This window comes from Phycisphaeraceae bacterium (assembly GCA_019636675.1).
GTDB lineage: Bacteria > Planctomycetota > Phycisphaerae > Phycisphaerales > UBA1924 > JAHBXC01.
Genome location: JAHBXC010000004.1, coordinates 145,912 through 159,988, shown reverse-complemented (window position 1 = coordinate 159,988; position 14,077 = coordinate 145,912). Strand labels below are relative to the sequence as shown.

The following is a 14,077-nucleotide window of genomic DNA, read 5'->3' as shown; positions in this document are numbered from 1 at the left end:
TGCGCGTGCCGGATGGGCCGAAGGGGGTCGCTTACCGTTTGGATCAGGACTCGCGCTCGCCGGGGTCGCGATTCTGGATCCCGTCGATGGACGAATTGATCAAGGCGACTTATTACGACCCCAACCGCCACGGTGAGGACGAGGGCGGATACTGGCTCTACGGCCATTCGAGCGATCAGACGCCGATCCCGGGCGACCCCGCGCTGGGCGGGGAGACCAACGGGGGCACGCCGAACCAGTGGCCCGAGGGGCAGCACCGGCCGCTGGATGTCGGGAGCTACCCGGATGTGCAGAGCCCATGGGGTCTTCTCGACACGGTCGGCGGTGGGCGTGAGTGGACGGAGACCTGGCGCGAGGGAGAGCTTGAGTTCCGTCATGGTCTTCGCCTGCTCATGCCGTCACAGGCGTTGTACGGCCTGAGCTCGTCGGAGCTGGGCCGCTACGGGTTCGACTCGCCCGCCTCGGGCCTATTCACACTGCGACTCGCCGCGGCGATCCCGGGGCCGGGTGTTCCGGCGCTCCTGTGCGTCGCGGCGTGCGTTGTTTCGCGACGCAGGCGGTGACGACCATCAACGAACCATGCGCGCTTCGAGCCGCGTCCTCCAAGCCGCGGCTCTGATGGTTCACTTCTTGTCGGTGGGGGCTTCGACGCGTGTCTCGGCCGGCCTGGTCTCGGCGGGTTTCTCGCCCGAGTTGCTCTGTCGTTCGTCGGGCTTGCGGGCCGACGCGTCGGTGGCGGCGTCGGTCGCCGTGGCGGCGGGCCTCGCGCCTGCGCCTGCGGGGCGAGCGCCCGGGACTGCGCCGGGGGCCTGGCCTCCGGCCTGCATCATCATGCCGGGCATGCCGCCGCGACCGCCCCCGGGGGCGCCGGTGGGGATGCCGAGGGACTTGGCCTTCTCCTGCAGGGCGGCGATCGCGGTGTCGGGGATCTCGTTGGAGACGAGTTCCGACGGGCGCGGCTCGCGGACGAGAACGCGCGAGCCCTCGTCGATGCCGGCGAGGACCTGGGCGAAGGTGTTGGAGCGCTGCCCGACGAGGACCGGGACCTTGCGGAAACGGTTGCCCTCGGGGACGACGACGTAGCGGGTGGCGCCGTCGTTGAAGACCGCCTGCACCGGGATGCTGAGCGCCTCGTTAACGCGCCCGAGGACGATCTGGGCCTCGGAGCGCATGGCGGGCTTGAGGACCTTGGCCTCTTCCTCGGTGATGTTGAGAGTGATCTTGACGGTGTATTCGCGCAGGTTGGGGTCGCGCCAGCCGCCGGACTCGGCGAGGATGCCGATGCTCGAGACGGTGCCATCGAAGGTTCGTCCCTGGACGGCGTCGACGCGGATGCTGGCGGGCTGGCCACGCCGGACGCGCCCTGCGAGGGACTCGTGGACGCGCACGCTGGCGACCATGCCGCTGGTGTCGGGGAGGATGATGAGCGCCTCGTTGGGGCGGACGGTGCGCCCGACCTGGAGGGAGGACTCGCCGCCGAACATGGCCATGCCGCGCCGCTCGCCGACGCTGGTGGCGTAGACGACCAGGCCGTCCTGCGGGGCGAAGATCTTGGTCTTGCGGAGCTGGTCCTCGAGCTTGGCGAGGCGTTCCTCGCGGATGCGCAGCGAGCGACGACGGTTGGCGACGTCGGCCTCGCGGCTGGCGAGGTTGGCGGCGTTGCGGCGCTTCACGCGCTCGAGGTCCTGCTCGGCCTCGGTGATGTTGCTCTGGAGCTGCTTGATCTGCTTGGGGCGCTCGTATTCCTCGTAGACATTCAGCTCGAGCTTGGCCTTCTGGATCTGGGCGCGTGCGCGGAGCTCGGTGATCTCGTCCTGCTTGAGCTCGTCGCGCGAGAGGAACTCGCTGTCGAAGAGGCGCTGGGAGCGCATGAACTTCTCGAGCGCGCGGTCGTGGTCCTTCTCGCTGGTCTCGATGTTCAGGCGGAGCTCCTGGAGGCGCTTGACGTCGTCGCCCTCGCTCCACTTGTTCCACTCGATCTGCGCGAGCTCGAGCTTGAGGATCGCGGCGCGATAGGCCGAGTCGTTCTCGTTGCGCTGGATCTCGAGGTTGTTCTCGGCGCCGATGAGGTCGTTGCGGGCCTGCTCGACGCGCAGCAGCTCCTCGTCGAGGTCGTTCTTGATCGTCTCGGACGCGAGCTCGACGACCAGGTCGCCCTGACGCACGCGGCTGCCCTCGGCCATCACGAACACGATGTCCGCCGGCTTCTCGAGCTCGCTGCGGATCTCGGTCTGGCGGGCCGCCTCCAGCTCGCCGTTGGCGGCGACCGTGATGTCGAACGACGAGACGGACGCCTGGAAGAGCTCGGCGCTGCTGGTCTGCGACGAGCCGGTGTCGCGCATCACGAAGTACGCGGCCCCGGCGACGACGGCGCCGGAGGCCAGCACGATCGCCAGGGGGACGGCGATCCCGCCGCGACGGGTCGGGCCGAGGCGGCGACCTCGCGAGGGGGCGGGGTGAGCGATGCTGGGGCCGGCCAGGGGGCCGGTCGTGGGGCGGGGCTGAGACATTCGGGACGGCTCCGGGGACGGAGGGAAGCGACAGGGCGGGTGAGGGGCGAGGCGAGCGACGCGACCGGGCGCGTCACGCGCCGGCGATCCGAGTGCGTAAACCGGTCATGGGCGGCTCGGTTTCGGTGAGACGCCCGAAGGACCACCTGTGTTTCGGCGACATTGGTCCGATCGATGCACCGGAGCGACTTCGGGGCGCGCATTCGTCGAAATGATGCGTCGGCGCGTCGGGCAGGGTTCTCGGGCGTGGGGAACGATCAGCCGCCGGGGGTGACGGTGTTCGTGCCCTGCTCGGGCGCCCCCGGCGCCCCCTGAGTCTCCGGAGCGTTCTCCTGTTCAGGCTGCAGCTCGGGGAGGGGATCGGGGGCTCGCGGCGCGGGGCGCGGCTGGTTGGGGTCGAAGCCCTCGACGAGCATGCCCTGAAGGGGCAGGAAGGCGCCCTGGTTCGAGACTCGCAGCTGGTCGGTCTCGAGGAGGTAGCGCAGGACCGCGACGCGGTAGTCGCGGATGGCGCTGTCGCGCGCGTTGCGCGCGTCGAGCAGGTCGTTCTCGGCGTTGAGGATGTCCTGCGACTGGACGGTGTCGATCTTGAGCTTGAGTTCCTCGAGGCGCAGCTCGTTGATGCGGATGGTTTCTTCCTGCTGGAGGATCGAGAACTGCGCGCGATCGATGTCGCGGGCTGCCTGGCGGGCGCTGATGACGATGTTGTCGATGAAGTTCTCGAGCTCGCGGATGGCGCGTTCGAGCGAGATCGTGGCCGAGCGGAGGTTGAGCCGCTCGATCTGCCGGTCGAGGGGGAGCGAGAACCGGGCCGCGACGGAGTAGTCGCCCTCGTCGGTGCGGAAGTTGGCGCCGCCGAGTCGCCGGTCGGACTGGGTCGGGATGTTGGCGCGACCGGTGAGCTCGAAGTCGGGCAGGAGCTGGTTGCGAGAGTTGGCGACGGCGCGGCGCGCGTCTTCGATCTGGTCGCGCCGGTTCTGCAGGTCGAGCCGGTAGCGCAGCGCGAGTTCGGCGGCGCCGGTGGGGGTGACGTCGGGCTCGGGGATGGTGAGGTCGACCGGGGCGAGGGTGATCTCTTCGTCGAGCGGGACGCCGATGCGGACCTTGAAGCGGTCGAGGGCGACGCGGTAGGCCTCTTTGGCGTTGAGCACGGAGTTCTCGCCGCGCAGGACCTGCTGGCGGAAGTTGTTCACGTCGAACGCGGACCGTCGGCCTGCTTCGGCGAGTTCCTGGAGGCGGCGCTGCTCGCGTCGGACGCTCTCGACGCTGGCGATCTGGTTGGCGATGTTCTGGCGCTGCAGGAGGAGGTCGAAGTAGTTGGTGCAGACGTCGACGAAGAACTGGCGCCGGAAGCGCTCGAAGCGCCGGGCGCCGTAGACGAGGTTTCGCTCGGACTGGATGAGGTCCTCGCGCGCGACCATGCCGGCGCCGCGGAGGAGCGGGATGTTGGCGGTGAGGACGATGTCGCTGGAGGAGACATAGTCCTCGGTAGCGGCGTTGCGCAGTTCGTCGGTGGCGCGCGTGACGAGCGCCGCCTCGACGTTGCCGCCGTAGGGCAGTCGCTGGGTGACGCGCAGGGTGTTGATGAGCTCGCCGACGACGCGGTACTCGCCGCCCTGGGGGTCGAGGTTGAAGGCGTCGAAGCGTGCGACGAGGTCGTCGAAGAAGCGGGGTCCCCAGCGGTGTCGTTCGATGAGGAGGCGGATCGCGTCGAGGACATAGTCCTCTTCGGCGTTGATGTATTCGCGCGCGTTGGACTGGGAGGTGCGCAGGACGGTGCTGAGGTCGACGACGCGCGCGTCCTCGGGGATGTCGAGGAAGGTGTCGAGGCGCTCGAGGCGCCGCTCGGCGCTGATGGGCGGCCGATCGCGGAAGGGGAGCTCGTCGGCGTCGGGGTTGACGCTGGGGGGCTGCTCCTCGAACGCCGGGCGTTCGGGGCGGACCTGGCTGGGGTCTCGCATGACCGGCTCGGGGACTCGCGCGTCGGCCCCGAGGGCGTTGGTCCGCCTGGCGAGCAGTTTCTCGATGTCACGATCGACCGAGCTGATGTTGGTGCAGCCCGGGGTGAACGCGAAGCAGGCGCCAGCGACCGCCAGAAGGGACGCGATGCGGGTCGGGCTCGCGCAAATCCCGCGCCAGGCCCCGGAAAGAGGGTTCTGACGGGCGTGAGAGCGATGGGGTGAGGGGGGTCGCATGGGGGGGCGAGTCTACCGAGTTCGCGCGCAGGCGTTGCGAGGAGCCCGAATGAGACCTATTCTCGCCCTCACGAAACGCGCCACTCTCTCGAGCGTGCGCGTCGCGGCGATCGCCTGTTCGCGGGGGTCCGCCGCCCCTCTCCCTCACCGCGTGCACGCGACCCCAGGAGCGCGATCCACCCTATGCCGAGCATCACCTTCGACGGCCAGAGCTTCCTCCTCGACGGACGCAGGCACTGGCTCGTCGCCGCGCAGGTGTGCTACGCCTCGGTCCCTCGGGCGCTGTGGGCCGACCGCCTGCGCGCCGCGAAGCAGGCCGGGTTCAACACGATCCTCGTGCCCGTCCCGTGGTGCTTCCACGAGCCGCGCGCGAATGTGTACGACTTTGAGGGCGATCGAGACATCCGCACCTTCGTTGAGCTCATCGGCGAGATGGGCCTGCTCGCGATCCTGCGCCCCGGCCCGGTCATCGGCGATTCGTGGGATATGGGTGGCATGCCGGCCTGGGCCGGCACCCTCAAGCCGCCGGAGAAGACCGAGCCCAACCCCAAGATCGCCAAGGTCCGAGGCGGCGCGCCCGAGTTCCTCGAGGCGGTCTCGCGCTGGTTCTCCAACCTCGCCGGGCAGATCAAGAACCTCCAGGTCGCCCAGGGCGGCGCGATCGCGATGATCCAGGTCGAGCACCGCTGGTTCTGCGGCGACGACGACGCGTCCGATCGCTATCTCTCCGAACTCGGTCGCTTCCTGCGCGAGAGCGGCTTCACCGTCCCCTTCGTCAACTGCAACAACCTCTTCCAGCCCGTCGAGGGCGAGATCGACGGCTGGTCGGGCTCCGACCAGCTCCTCGCGATGTTCCGCCAGCTGCGCGTGGTGTCGCCCTCGACGCCGCGCCTGCTCATGGAGTTCGCGAACTCGCCGGTGACCGCGTGGGGCGAGCACCCGCCGACGGTTTCTCCGGCCGAGGCGCAGCGCACGCTCGTCGAGGCGACCGCCGCCGGCGCGCAGTTCGTCGTGTCGCGGTTCGCGCCGGGCTCGTTCTTCGAGTTCTACGGCGGGCGACGCGCGGGCGACTCGCAGGGCTTCTCGTGCTCGCAGCCGGGCGATTACAACTCGATGCTCACCTGCGCCGGCCTGCGCACGCCGGCGTATTTCACGATGAAGCGCCTCGCGACCTTCGCGTCACGGTTCGGGCGCGTTCTCTCGGGGCTCGACCCGTCCTACCAGCCCATCGGCATCGCGCCGACGCCGGGCGCCAAGGGCGTGAGCGTCGTGCACACCCACGGGCAGCGCGGCGGGATCGCGTTCGTCTTCGCGTCCAAGGGCCATGACCCGATCGACCTGCTCACCGCCGACGGGCGCGTGCTGCGCGTCAGCACGGGCGATCAGGACTGCGCGTGGTTCCTCTTCGACACGCACCTGCACGGGCGCTCCACGCTGGATTTCTGTTCGCTGCAGCCCTTCGCCCAGGTCGGCAAGGTCTTCGTGTGTTTCGGCCCCGCCGGCGCGAAGGGCGTCCTGTCGATCAACGGCGCCGAGCTGCCGGTCGAGGTCCCCACCGGCAAGACCCCGGTGATCGAGGAGCTCGAGAACACCACGGTCATCGTGTGCTCGGAGGCGATGATCGACGCGACCTACGCGACCGACGAAGCGGTGTTCGTGGGCGTCGCCGGGCTCGACGCCGACAACGAGCCCGTGCCGCACCCGGATTTCCGCACGCACTACCGCGTCGCGTCCGACGGGAAGGTGGACAAGAGCGCCGCCGGCTCGGGCAAGAAGGCGCCCGCGCTCGAAGCGCCGGCGCTCGACGAGTGGTCCTCCGCAGCGCAGACGCAGTACCTCGAGGGCGAGAGCGAGCGCTACGCGACTATCCCGGCGCTCGCGTCGATGCACGACCTGGGCGCGCCGTACGGCTACGGGTGGCTGCGCCTGCGGTTCAATTCGAAGAGCGCGTCGAAGGTCAAGGCCGGGATGTTCGACCTCAGCGATCGCGCGCACGCGTACCTCGACGGGCAGTTCGTCGAGATCGCGGGCGACGGGCCCGGCGCGTCCGGGCGCGTCGTGGGCCTGCCCCTCAAGAAGCGCAAGCACACCCTCACGCTGCTGGTCGACAACATGGGGCGCGTCGACGGCGGCTCGCACATGCACCGGCGCAAGGGCCTGGTGGGCGAGATCGTGCAGGCCGGCGACCTCAAGCCCGGCAAGGCGACCCTCGAGCAGGGCGACCCGCTCGCGCCGCTGACCTGGCGCACGCCGCTCATGGGCCTGCGCACCGGCGTTCGCACCCACCCGGACCGCGTGACATGGTCGTTCCAGCACCGGCGCAAGACGCCGGTGTTCATGGAAGTCCTGCGCTGCCCGGCGCCGGCGCTCGTGCTGGTGAACAACACGATCGTGGACTTCGTCGACGCCGGCGAGCGCGCCGTCGTGCGCATGGAGAACACCAGCGACGAAGCGCCCTTCAAGGCAGGCAAGAACACGGTCCAGCTCGCGATCATCGCCGACCCCGTCGCCGGGGGGCGCGAGCCGGCGGACATCCTCGCCGAGCTCGACAAGGCCACCTCGTTCTACGAGGGCGAAGAGGTCCTCACCGACAAGGCCGACATCGCCTTCGCCAAGTGGGAGCCCCCGGCGGACGACGCCTTCCACAGCGCGACCAAGACCGCAATCCGCAAGGCGGCGCCCGAGGGCGTTCCCATGTGGTGGCGCACCACCTTTGTTGTCCGTTCGCTCGCCGAGCCGCTCTTCCTCGACATGGGCGGCATGACGAAGGGCCAGATCTATCTCAACGGGCGCAACCTCGGCCGATACTTCGTCGCGACCAACGACTCCAAGGATGTCGGCCCGGTCACGAAACACTGGCTGCCCGAGTCGTGGCTCAAGGTCGGCCAGCCGAACATCGTCACCATCTTCGACGAGCACGGCGCCGCGCCGGGCAAGATCAAGCTGGTCTACGACACCTCGGCCGGCATGATGGTGTGAGGGAGAAGGCAGCGGGGAGCAGGGAGTGGGGAGCAGGGGGAGCGTTCAGGCGCACCCTGTTGCCCGGGCTGTTTCATTCGATGCCGTCGCGCATGGCGCGCCGGAGGAAGGCGTCGGTGGTTCTGGGGAACATCGACGCCAGCCCGATCGCGGTTCGCGTGGGCAGGCTCGTCCAGACCTCCGGCTTCGGTTTGCGCAGGCACTTGACGATCGCGCCGGCGACGCGCTCGGGCGTCTGCATCGCGAAGCGCGGGGTGCGCTTGGTGAACTTCGCGGCCTCGCTGCGCGAGTCGGCCGTGTCGAAGAATTCCGTGAGCGTGCCGATCGGGTGGACCGTCGAGACGAACACGCCTTTGCCGCGCAGCTCGACGCCCATCGCGCGCCCGACATGGTGCTGGGCCGCCTTCGTCGCGCTGTACGCGGAATAGACCGGCGTGGGGAACCGCCCCAGGCACGACGAGCAGATCAGCAGGTGGCCGCGGTTCTGGTCGAGCATCGCGGGGGTCGCGGCGTCGAGGAGGCGCAGCGTTCCGAAGAAATTGACCTCGAAGATGTCGCGCCACTGCTGCGCCGTGGTCTTGTGCGCCGTGGCCTCGAAGCCGTAGCCCGCGTTCGCGTAGGCCGCGTAGACGGGGCCGAATCGCTCGGCGCAGAGGGCGATCAGGCGCTCGCACTCGCCTTCTTTCGTGACATCGCAGGGCGCGAAGGCGGCTTTGCCGCCGGCGGACTCGATCTCTCGCGCGAGCGACTCGAGCCGGTCGGTCCGGCGCGCGCCGAGCACGACGGGCATCCCGGCGCGTGCGCACGCGCGCGCCGTCGCGGCGCCGATGCCGCTGCTCGCGCCGGCGATCACGATCGGTTTGCCTGTCAGGTCGATCGCCACGGGGTCACTCCTTGACGATCAGACTCTCACCCGTCATCTCGGGGGGGTTGTCCATGCCGATCATGTCGAGCAGCGTCGGCGCGATGTCGGCGAGGCGCCCGCCCTCGCGCAGGCGACGCCCCTTGAACGCGTCGCCCACGACGATAAGGGGCACCTCGTAGGTGGTGTGCGCCGTGTGGGGGTTGTTGGTCTCGGGGTCCCACATCTGCTCCGCGTTGCCGTGGTCGGCGGTGACGATCGCGGACCCGCCCAGCGCCGCGACTTCGTCGAGGATCGCGCCGACGCAGCGGTCGACGGTCTCGCAGGCCTTGACGGCGGCGTCGAGTTTGCCGGTGTGCCCGACCATGTCGCCGTTGGCGAAGTTCACGACGATGACGGGCTCGCCCTGCGCGCCGTCGCTGTCTTTCCACGCGCGAAGGCGCGCGAGCACCTCGTCGCGAACCTCGTTGGCGCTCATCTCGGGCTTGAGGTCGTAGGTCGAGACGCGCGGCGACTGGACGATGCCGCGACGCTCGCCCTCGAAGGGTTCGTCGCGGTAGTCGTTGAAGAAGAAGGTGACATGGGGGAACTTCTCGGTCTCGGCGCAGCGGAACTGCGAGACGCCGTGCGTGCTGAGCCACTCGCCAAGGATGTTCGTCATCTTGGGCGCCTTGGGGAAGGCGACATGGACATAGGGGCGCAGGTCGTCGGAGTAGCCGGTCATCGTGACGAAGAAGAGGCCGAGCCGCGCGCCGCGATCGAAGCCCTTCTCGCCCGTGTCGGGCGAGGGCTTCATGGCGCCGTAGAACTCGGGCAGCACGAAGGCGCGGCAGATCTGGCGGGGGCGGTCGCCCCGGTAGTTGACGAAAATCACGCTGTCGTTGTTGGTGACGCGCTTGGCGAGGGCGTCCTTGATGTCGGCGCCGATCATCGCGGGCGTGATGAACTCGTCGCCACGCTGCGAGTCGTTCGAGGGCTTGTCGTAGTAGGAGCGCACGGCGTCCATCGCGGTCGGGAAGATCGAGGTGTCTGCCGCGCGAGCGCCCTGCCCGGTCAGGCAGGTGTACGCGGCCCTCGTTCGTTCCCAGCGGTTGTCGCGGTCCATCGCGTAATAGCGACCGATGACCGAGCCGATCTGCCCGACGCCCAGTTCCACACACTTCCGCTCGACGCGCTCGACGAACTCCAGCCCGCTGAACGGGCCGGTGTCGCGTCCGTCGGTGAACAGGTGGATGTAGACGCGTTTGTGGTCGAGGCGCTTGCAGAGCTCGATGCTGGCGAACAGGTGGTCCAATTGCCCGTGCACGCCGGCGTCGGACGCGATGCAGAACAGGTGGACGGCGCCGCCGGTCTCTTTGGCCTTCTGGACAGCGGCGCGCAGGACGAAGTTGTCGTAGAACTGGCCCTCGCGGATCGAGAGCGTGATGCGCACCGATTCCTGGTAGACGATGCGCCCTGCGCCGATGTTCTGGTGCCCGACCTCGCTGTTGCCCATGGTCCCGTCGGGGAGGCCGACGTCCTCGCCGCTGGTGCGGATGAGGGTGGAGGGGAACTCGCGCATCAGGCGGTCGTCGACGGGGGTGTCGGCGAGTTTGATCGCGTTGAACGCGTCGTGCTCGGGGTGGGGGTTGCGCCCCCAGCCATCGCGGATGATGAGGACGCAGGGCGTGTTGCGCAGGGTGGGCATGTCGGCCTCAGCTGATCGCCGCGAGCAGCGTGTCGTTGTCGATCGCGTCCTTGAGTTCGCGGGTGTTGACCCACTTGACCCTGCGGTCGGGGCCGATGACCACGGTGCCGCGGGACGCGACGTTGAGCGGGGCGAAATAGAACCCGTACGCGCGGCACACCTGGCGGTGCAGGTCGGCGAGCAGGGGGATCCTGATGCCGATGGCCTCGGCCCAGGCCTTGTGCGCCCAGGGCGAATCGCAGGAGATGCCCACCACGGCGGCGCCCTTGTCCTTGAACTTCGCGATGTCGCGTGTGAAGCAGCCCATCTCGGTCGAGCACACGGCGCTGAAGTCGAAGGGGTAGAACGAAAGGACGACGTCTTTGCCCTGCGCAAGCAGCTCGCTGAGGGTCACGTCCTTGCGGTCCTGGTCCTGCAGGGTGAAATCGGGGGCGAGCTCGCCGACTCGGATCGGGGTGTCGCGGGGCGTGAGGGTCTCGTGCGTGGCGGTGGTCATGGGGCGGTGCGCTCCGTGGGTGAGCCCGGGGTGGATGATCGGTGAAGAACGCGAGCGGGCGCTTTCGGCCCGAACCCGTTGCCTGTACGATAGGGTCGTCGCGGCGAGCGCCGGCGCAGGACGCGCCCCGCCCGGCCCCGATGGGTCGCCCTCGACGGCGCCCGGAACGAGACTCGCGGAGGATTCGCGATGCCGACCGAGACCGACAACCGACAGGGCCCAGGCGTGGGCGACCCCGTGCTGCGCGAGCGGTACGAGACCGTCCGGGCGCGCATCGCGAGGGCCGCCTCCCGGATCGGACGCAACGGGTCCGATGTGATGCTGGTCGCGGTGACGAAGCACGCCGACCCGTCGCAGATCCGCGATCTGATCGCGATGGGGCACCGCGACTTCGGCGAGAACCGGGTGCAGAACCTCGTGCAGCGGGCCGCGATGGCGGAGGAGTTCCTCGCCCGGGCCCGCACCCTCAAGGGCGTCGCCGGGGAGGGCGCGAGCAGCGCCGCGGCCAGCGAGGGCGTGCGCTGGCACATGATCGGGACGCTCCAGCGCAACAAGGTCAAGAAGGCCATCGAGCTGTCGCGCCTGATCCACACCGTCGACAACCTGCGCCTCGCGGAAGAGATCCACGCCTTCGCCGTCAAACGCAAGGAACCTGTGGAGGTGCTGCTCCAGGTCAACTGCTCGTTCGAGGCGCAGAAGGGCGGGATCGCGATCGCCGCCGCCATGCCCCTCGCCGAGCAGATCGAGAGCATGGTCAACGTGCGCCTCCGCGGCCTGATGACCATGGCCGCCTACAGCGACAACCCCGAGGACGCGCGCCCGGCGTTCCAGCGCCTTCGCGAGCTCTTCGAAGAGATGCGGAAGCGCGGCTACTCCGACGGGCGATTCAACATCCTCTCGACGGGCATGTCGGGCGATTTCGAGGTCGCGATCGAGGAGGGCTCCAATCTGGTGCGCGTCGGGAGCGCCATCTTCGGCGAGGCCCCTGCCAACGCCGACGAGCCCGACGACGAGCGCGAGGAGCCCGGCGACGCGGAGGGTGAGGAAGGCCTCCCTTTCCCTGAGGTCGTCTCGGACCGCGAACGCGCCGCGCGGTGACGCGCCGACTTAGTCCGGGTTCGGCGCCGGCGCACGAGCCGGCAGCACGCGGATCACGACGCGCGCCGGGTCGCCTCGCACATCGGTGAAGGTGTTGATCCACGACGAGGGCCCGTACGCGGCCGGGTGGTCGGCGGCGAAGACGTGCCGGACCTCGCCCACGCCCGGGGGCGTGACGGTGACGACGAGCCGGTTGTACGTCGCCGCGATGAGCGTGACCGCGCCGTCCTGGTCGGTGACGCCCTCGGCGGTGGTCGGCGGGGCCGGGTTGATGGTGCGCGCGTAATCGATGAAGACGGTCGCGCCCTCGACGGGGCGCTCGGTCAGGCGTTCACGCACCTCGACCGTGAGCGGCGCGTAGGTGTAGCCGCAGCCCGTCAGCAGCAGGGCCGCGAGCCACCCGATCGACAGCGTGACGGCTCGGTTCATCGGGCGTTCTCCAGCGCGTAGGGCCACCAGCGGGTGTTGGCGGTGGGTGGGAAGGTCGTGATCTCTCGGGTGCGCGTGTCGAAGCGGAAGCGCATCGGGGGCGCCGCCCACGCTGGGTTGTCGGACTCGAACGCGAGCATCGGGGGCGGGGAGAGTTCGAGGAGGTAGGGCGCCTTCGTGCGCAGTCGAAGCGACGCGACGCCGTCACGGTTCGTTGAGGCCGCTTCCTCGACGGCATCGAGCGAGAGCGCCTCGTCGATCGTGGCGGAGTTGAGGGGCAGGGGCACCAGCCCGGAATTGAGCGAGATGGCGCGCACGCGGACGCCCTGCGCCGGCTCGCGCGAGTCGGCGTTCACCACGCGGACATCGAATTCGCGCACTGACGAGCACCCCGTCGCGAGGACGCACGCCGCAAGCGAGATGGAGCAGAGCCGTCGCATATCCGAAAGCATACAACCCCGCACACTGCCCCGCTCCCTACTCCTCCAGCGTCTTCTTCCGGCGCAGGATGTGGTGGTAGTGCTGCGCGAAGCGGTGCGCCTCGTCGCGGATCGCCTGGCAGAGTTTCAGCCCGGCGTTGGTGCGCGACAGCCGGATCGGCTCGCTGCGCTCCTGCGTATAGATCAGTTCCTCGCGCTTCGCGAGCGAGATCACCATCGGGGGTTTCACATCGAGCGTCGCGAACGCCTCCATCGCGGCGTGCAACTGGCCCAGCCCGCCGTCGATGAGGATCACATCGGGGTACAACTCGTGCCCCTCGCCCGCCTCGCGGTAGCGCCGGGAGACGACCTCGCGGATCGACGCGTAATCGTCGTTGTCGGCGCTCGTGATCTTGTAGCGCCGGTACTCGTTCTTGAGCGGGCGCCCGTCGACGAAGCAGACCTTGCTGCCGACGGTCTCGCCCCCCTGCAGGTGCGCGATGTCGATCGCTTCGAGACACCGGATCGGCGCGTCCATCCCCAGCGCCTTCTGCAGCGAGACCAGCGCCTTCTTCGGGTTCTCGATCAGGACCTCGGACTCCGGCTGCCAGCCGTCGCGCTTCGAGGCGCGCTCGTCGAGTTTCTCGATCGCTTTGATCTGGTCGCGCAGCGTCGCGGCGCGCTCGAACGCCAGCACGCGCGACGCCGCCTCCATCTCCTCGCGCATCTCGCGCAGCATCACCGAGCGCTTCGTCCCCAGGAACTTCACCAGCCGGTCGATGTCCTCGCGGTAGGCGGGTTTGGAGACCTTGTCGGCGCACGGCGCGGTGCACTGGTGGATGTTGTAGAGGATGCAGGGCCGGAAGAAGCGGTTCTTCGGGTCGTTCTCGGCGATATCGAGCGTGCAGGTGCGGAACCTGAACACGCGCTGCAGCAGCGTGACCGCCTCGCGCAGCGCGTAGGCGCTCGTGAAGGGGCCGAAGATCTTGGCGCCCCTGATCTCCGGGTCGGTCGGGTTGCGCGTCACGAACACGCGCGGGAAGTCCTCGCGCACCGTGACGGCGAGGTAGGGGAAGGTCTTGTCGTCGGTCAGCCGGACATTGAACTTCGGGTGGATGTCCTTGATCAGCCGGTTCTCGGTGAGCAGCGCCTCCCACTCGGTCTCGCAGTCGAGGGTCTCGAAGTCCTCGACCAGGTCGAGCATCGACGACTTCAGGTGGCCGAGTTCCGCGCTGGGCACGAAGTACGACGACACCCGGTCGCGCAGGCGGGCGGCCTTGCCGACATAGAGCACCACGCCCTTCTCGTCCTTCATCAGGTAGACCCCGGGCGTCGCGCCCAGCGAGCGGGCCTTCTTCAAAAGACGAACAAGCCGCTCGTCGCGAGGGGGTTCACCCCCGCT

The 14,077-nt window shown here is 69.1% G+C and carries 11 protein-coding genes; 3 read left to right on the top strand and 8 right to left on the bottom strand.

Features of this window, described 5'->3' with window-relative positions; translation table 11 throughout:
- The first annotated feature begins 86 nt into the window (after positions 1-86).
- A complete protein-coding gene (locus KF684_12770) occupies positions 87-563 on the top strand; it encodes a hypothetical protein (GenBank protein MBX3353798.1) in 477 nt (158 codons plus the stop codon).
- 60 nt (positions 564-623) lie between these two features.
- Here KF684_12770 and KF684_12765 read toward each other — a convergent pair whose 3' ends face one another.
- Both KF684_12765 and KF684_12760 read right to left on the bottom strand, forming a co-directional pair.
- Positions 624-2,510, bottom strand: coding sequence for an efflux RND transporter periplasmic adaptor subunit (locus KF684_12765; protein ID MBX3353797.1), 1,887 nt, complete (start codon positions 2,508-2,510; stop codon positions 624-626).
- 257 nt (positions 2,511-2,767) lie between these two features.
- On the bottom strand, positions 2,768-4,705 hold the full coding sequence (locus tag KF684_12760; GenBank protein ID MBX3353796.1) for a TolC family protein: 1,938 nt from the start codon (positions 4,703-4,705) through the stop codon (positions 2,768-2,770).
- A gap of 183 nt (positions 4,706-4,888) precedes the next feature.
- Here KF684_12760 and KF684_12755 point away from each other — a divergent pair, with 183 nt between their 5' ends.
- Positions 4,889-7,684, top strand: a complete 2,796-nt coding sequence (locus KF684_12755; protein ID MBX3353795.1) for a beta-galactosidase — start codon at positions 4,889-4,891, stop codon at positions 7,682-7,684.
- A gap of 73 nt (positions 7,685-7,757) precedes the next feature.
- Here KF684_12755 and KF684_12750 read toward each other — a convergent pair whose 3' ends face one another.
- Genes KF684_12750 through KF684_12740 form a run of 3 tightly spaced genes read right to left on the bottom strand, consistent with a single transcriptional unit; the run spans position 7,758 to position 10,729 of the window.
- Positions 7,758-8,567, bottom strand: a complete 810-nt coding sequence (locus KF684_12750; GenBank protein ID MBX3353794.1) for an SDR family NAD(P)-dependent oxidoreductase — start codon at positions 8,565-8,567, stop codon at positions 7,758-7,760.
- A 4-nt stretch (positions 8,568-8,571) separates the two neighbouring features.
- Positions 8,572-10,233 (bottom strand): 2,3-bisphosphoglycerate-independent phosphoglycerate mutase, encoded by a 1,662-nt coding sequence (gene gpmI, locus KF684_12745; protein ID MBX3353793.1) that lies wholly within the window; start codon positions 10,231-10,233, stop codon positions 8,572-8,574.
- A gap of 7 nt (positions 10,234-10,240) precedes the next feature.
- The gene (locus KF684_12740; protein ID MBX3353792.1) at positions 10,241-10,729 is read right to left on the bottom strand and encodes a redoxin domain-containing protein; all 489 of its coding nucleotides are present in this window, start codon (positions 10,727-10,729) and stop codon (positions 10,241-10,243) included.
- 189 nt (positions 10,730-10,918) lie between these two features.
- On the opposite strand from KF684_12740, the gene KF684_12735 reads away from it, so the two are divergent.
- Positions 10,919-11,827 (top strand): YggS family pyridoxal phosphate-dependent enzyme, encoded by a 909-nt coding sequence (locus KF684_12735; protein ID MBX3353791.1) that lies wholly within the window; start codon positions 10,919-10,921, stop codon positions 11,825-11,827.
- Between the two features lie 9 nt (positions 11,828-11,836).
- Here KF684_12735 and KF684_12730 read toward each other — a convergent pair whose 3' ends face one another.
- From KF684_12730 to KF684_12720, 3 genes are read right to left on the bottom strand one after another with little or no spacing between them, the layout of a single operon-like run.
- Positions 11,837-12,256 (bottom strand): hypothetical protein, encoded by a 420-nt coding sequence (locus KF684_12730; protein ID MBX3353790.1) that lies wholly within the window; start codon positions 12,254-12,256, stop codon positions 11,837-11,839.
- Entirely contained in the window at positions 12,253-12,696 is a 444-nt protein-coding gene (locus KF684_12725; protein MBX3353789.1) for a hypothetical protein, read from the bottom strand. The genes KF684_12730 and KF684_12725 overlap by 4 nt, the downstream gene beginning before the upstream one ends.
- A gap of 37 nt (positions 12,697-12,733) precedes the next feature.
- A complete protein-coding gene (locus KF684_12720; protein MBX3353788.1) occupies positions 12,734-13,990 on the bottom strand; it encodes an excinuclease ABC subunit UvrC in 1,257 nt (418 codons plus the stop codon).
- Positions 13,991-14,077: the final 87 nt, after the last annotated feature.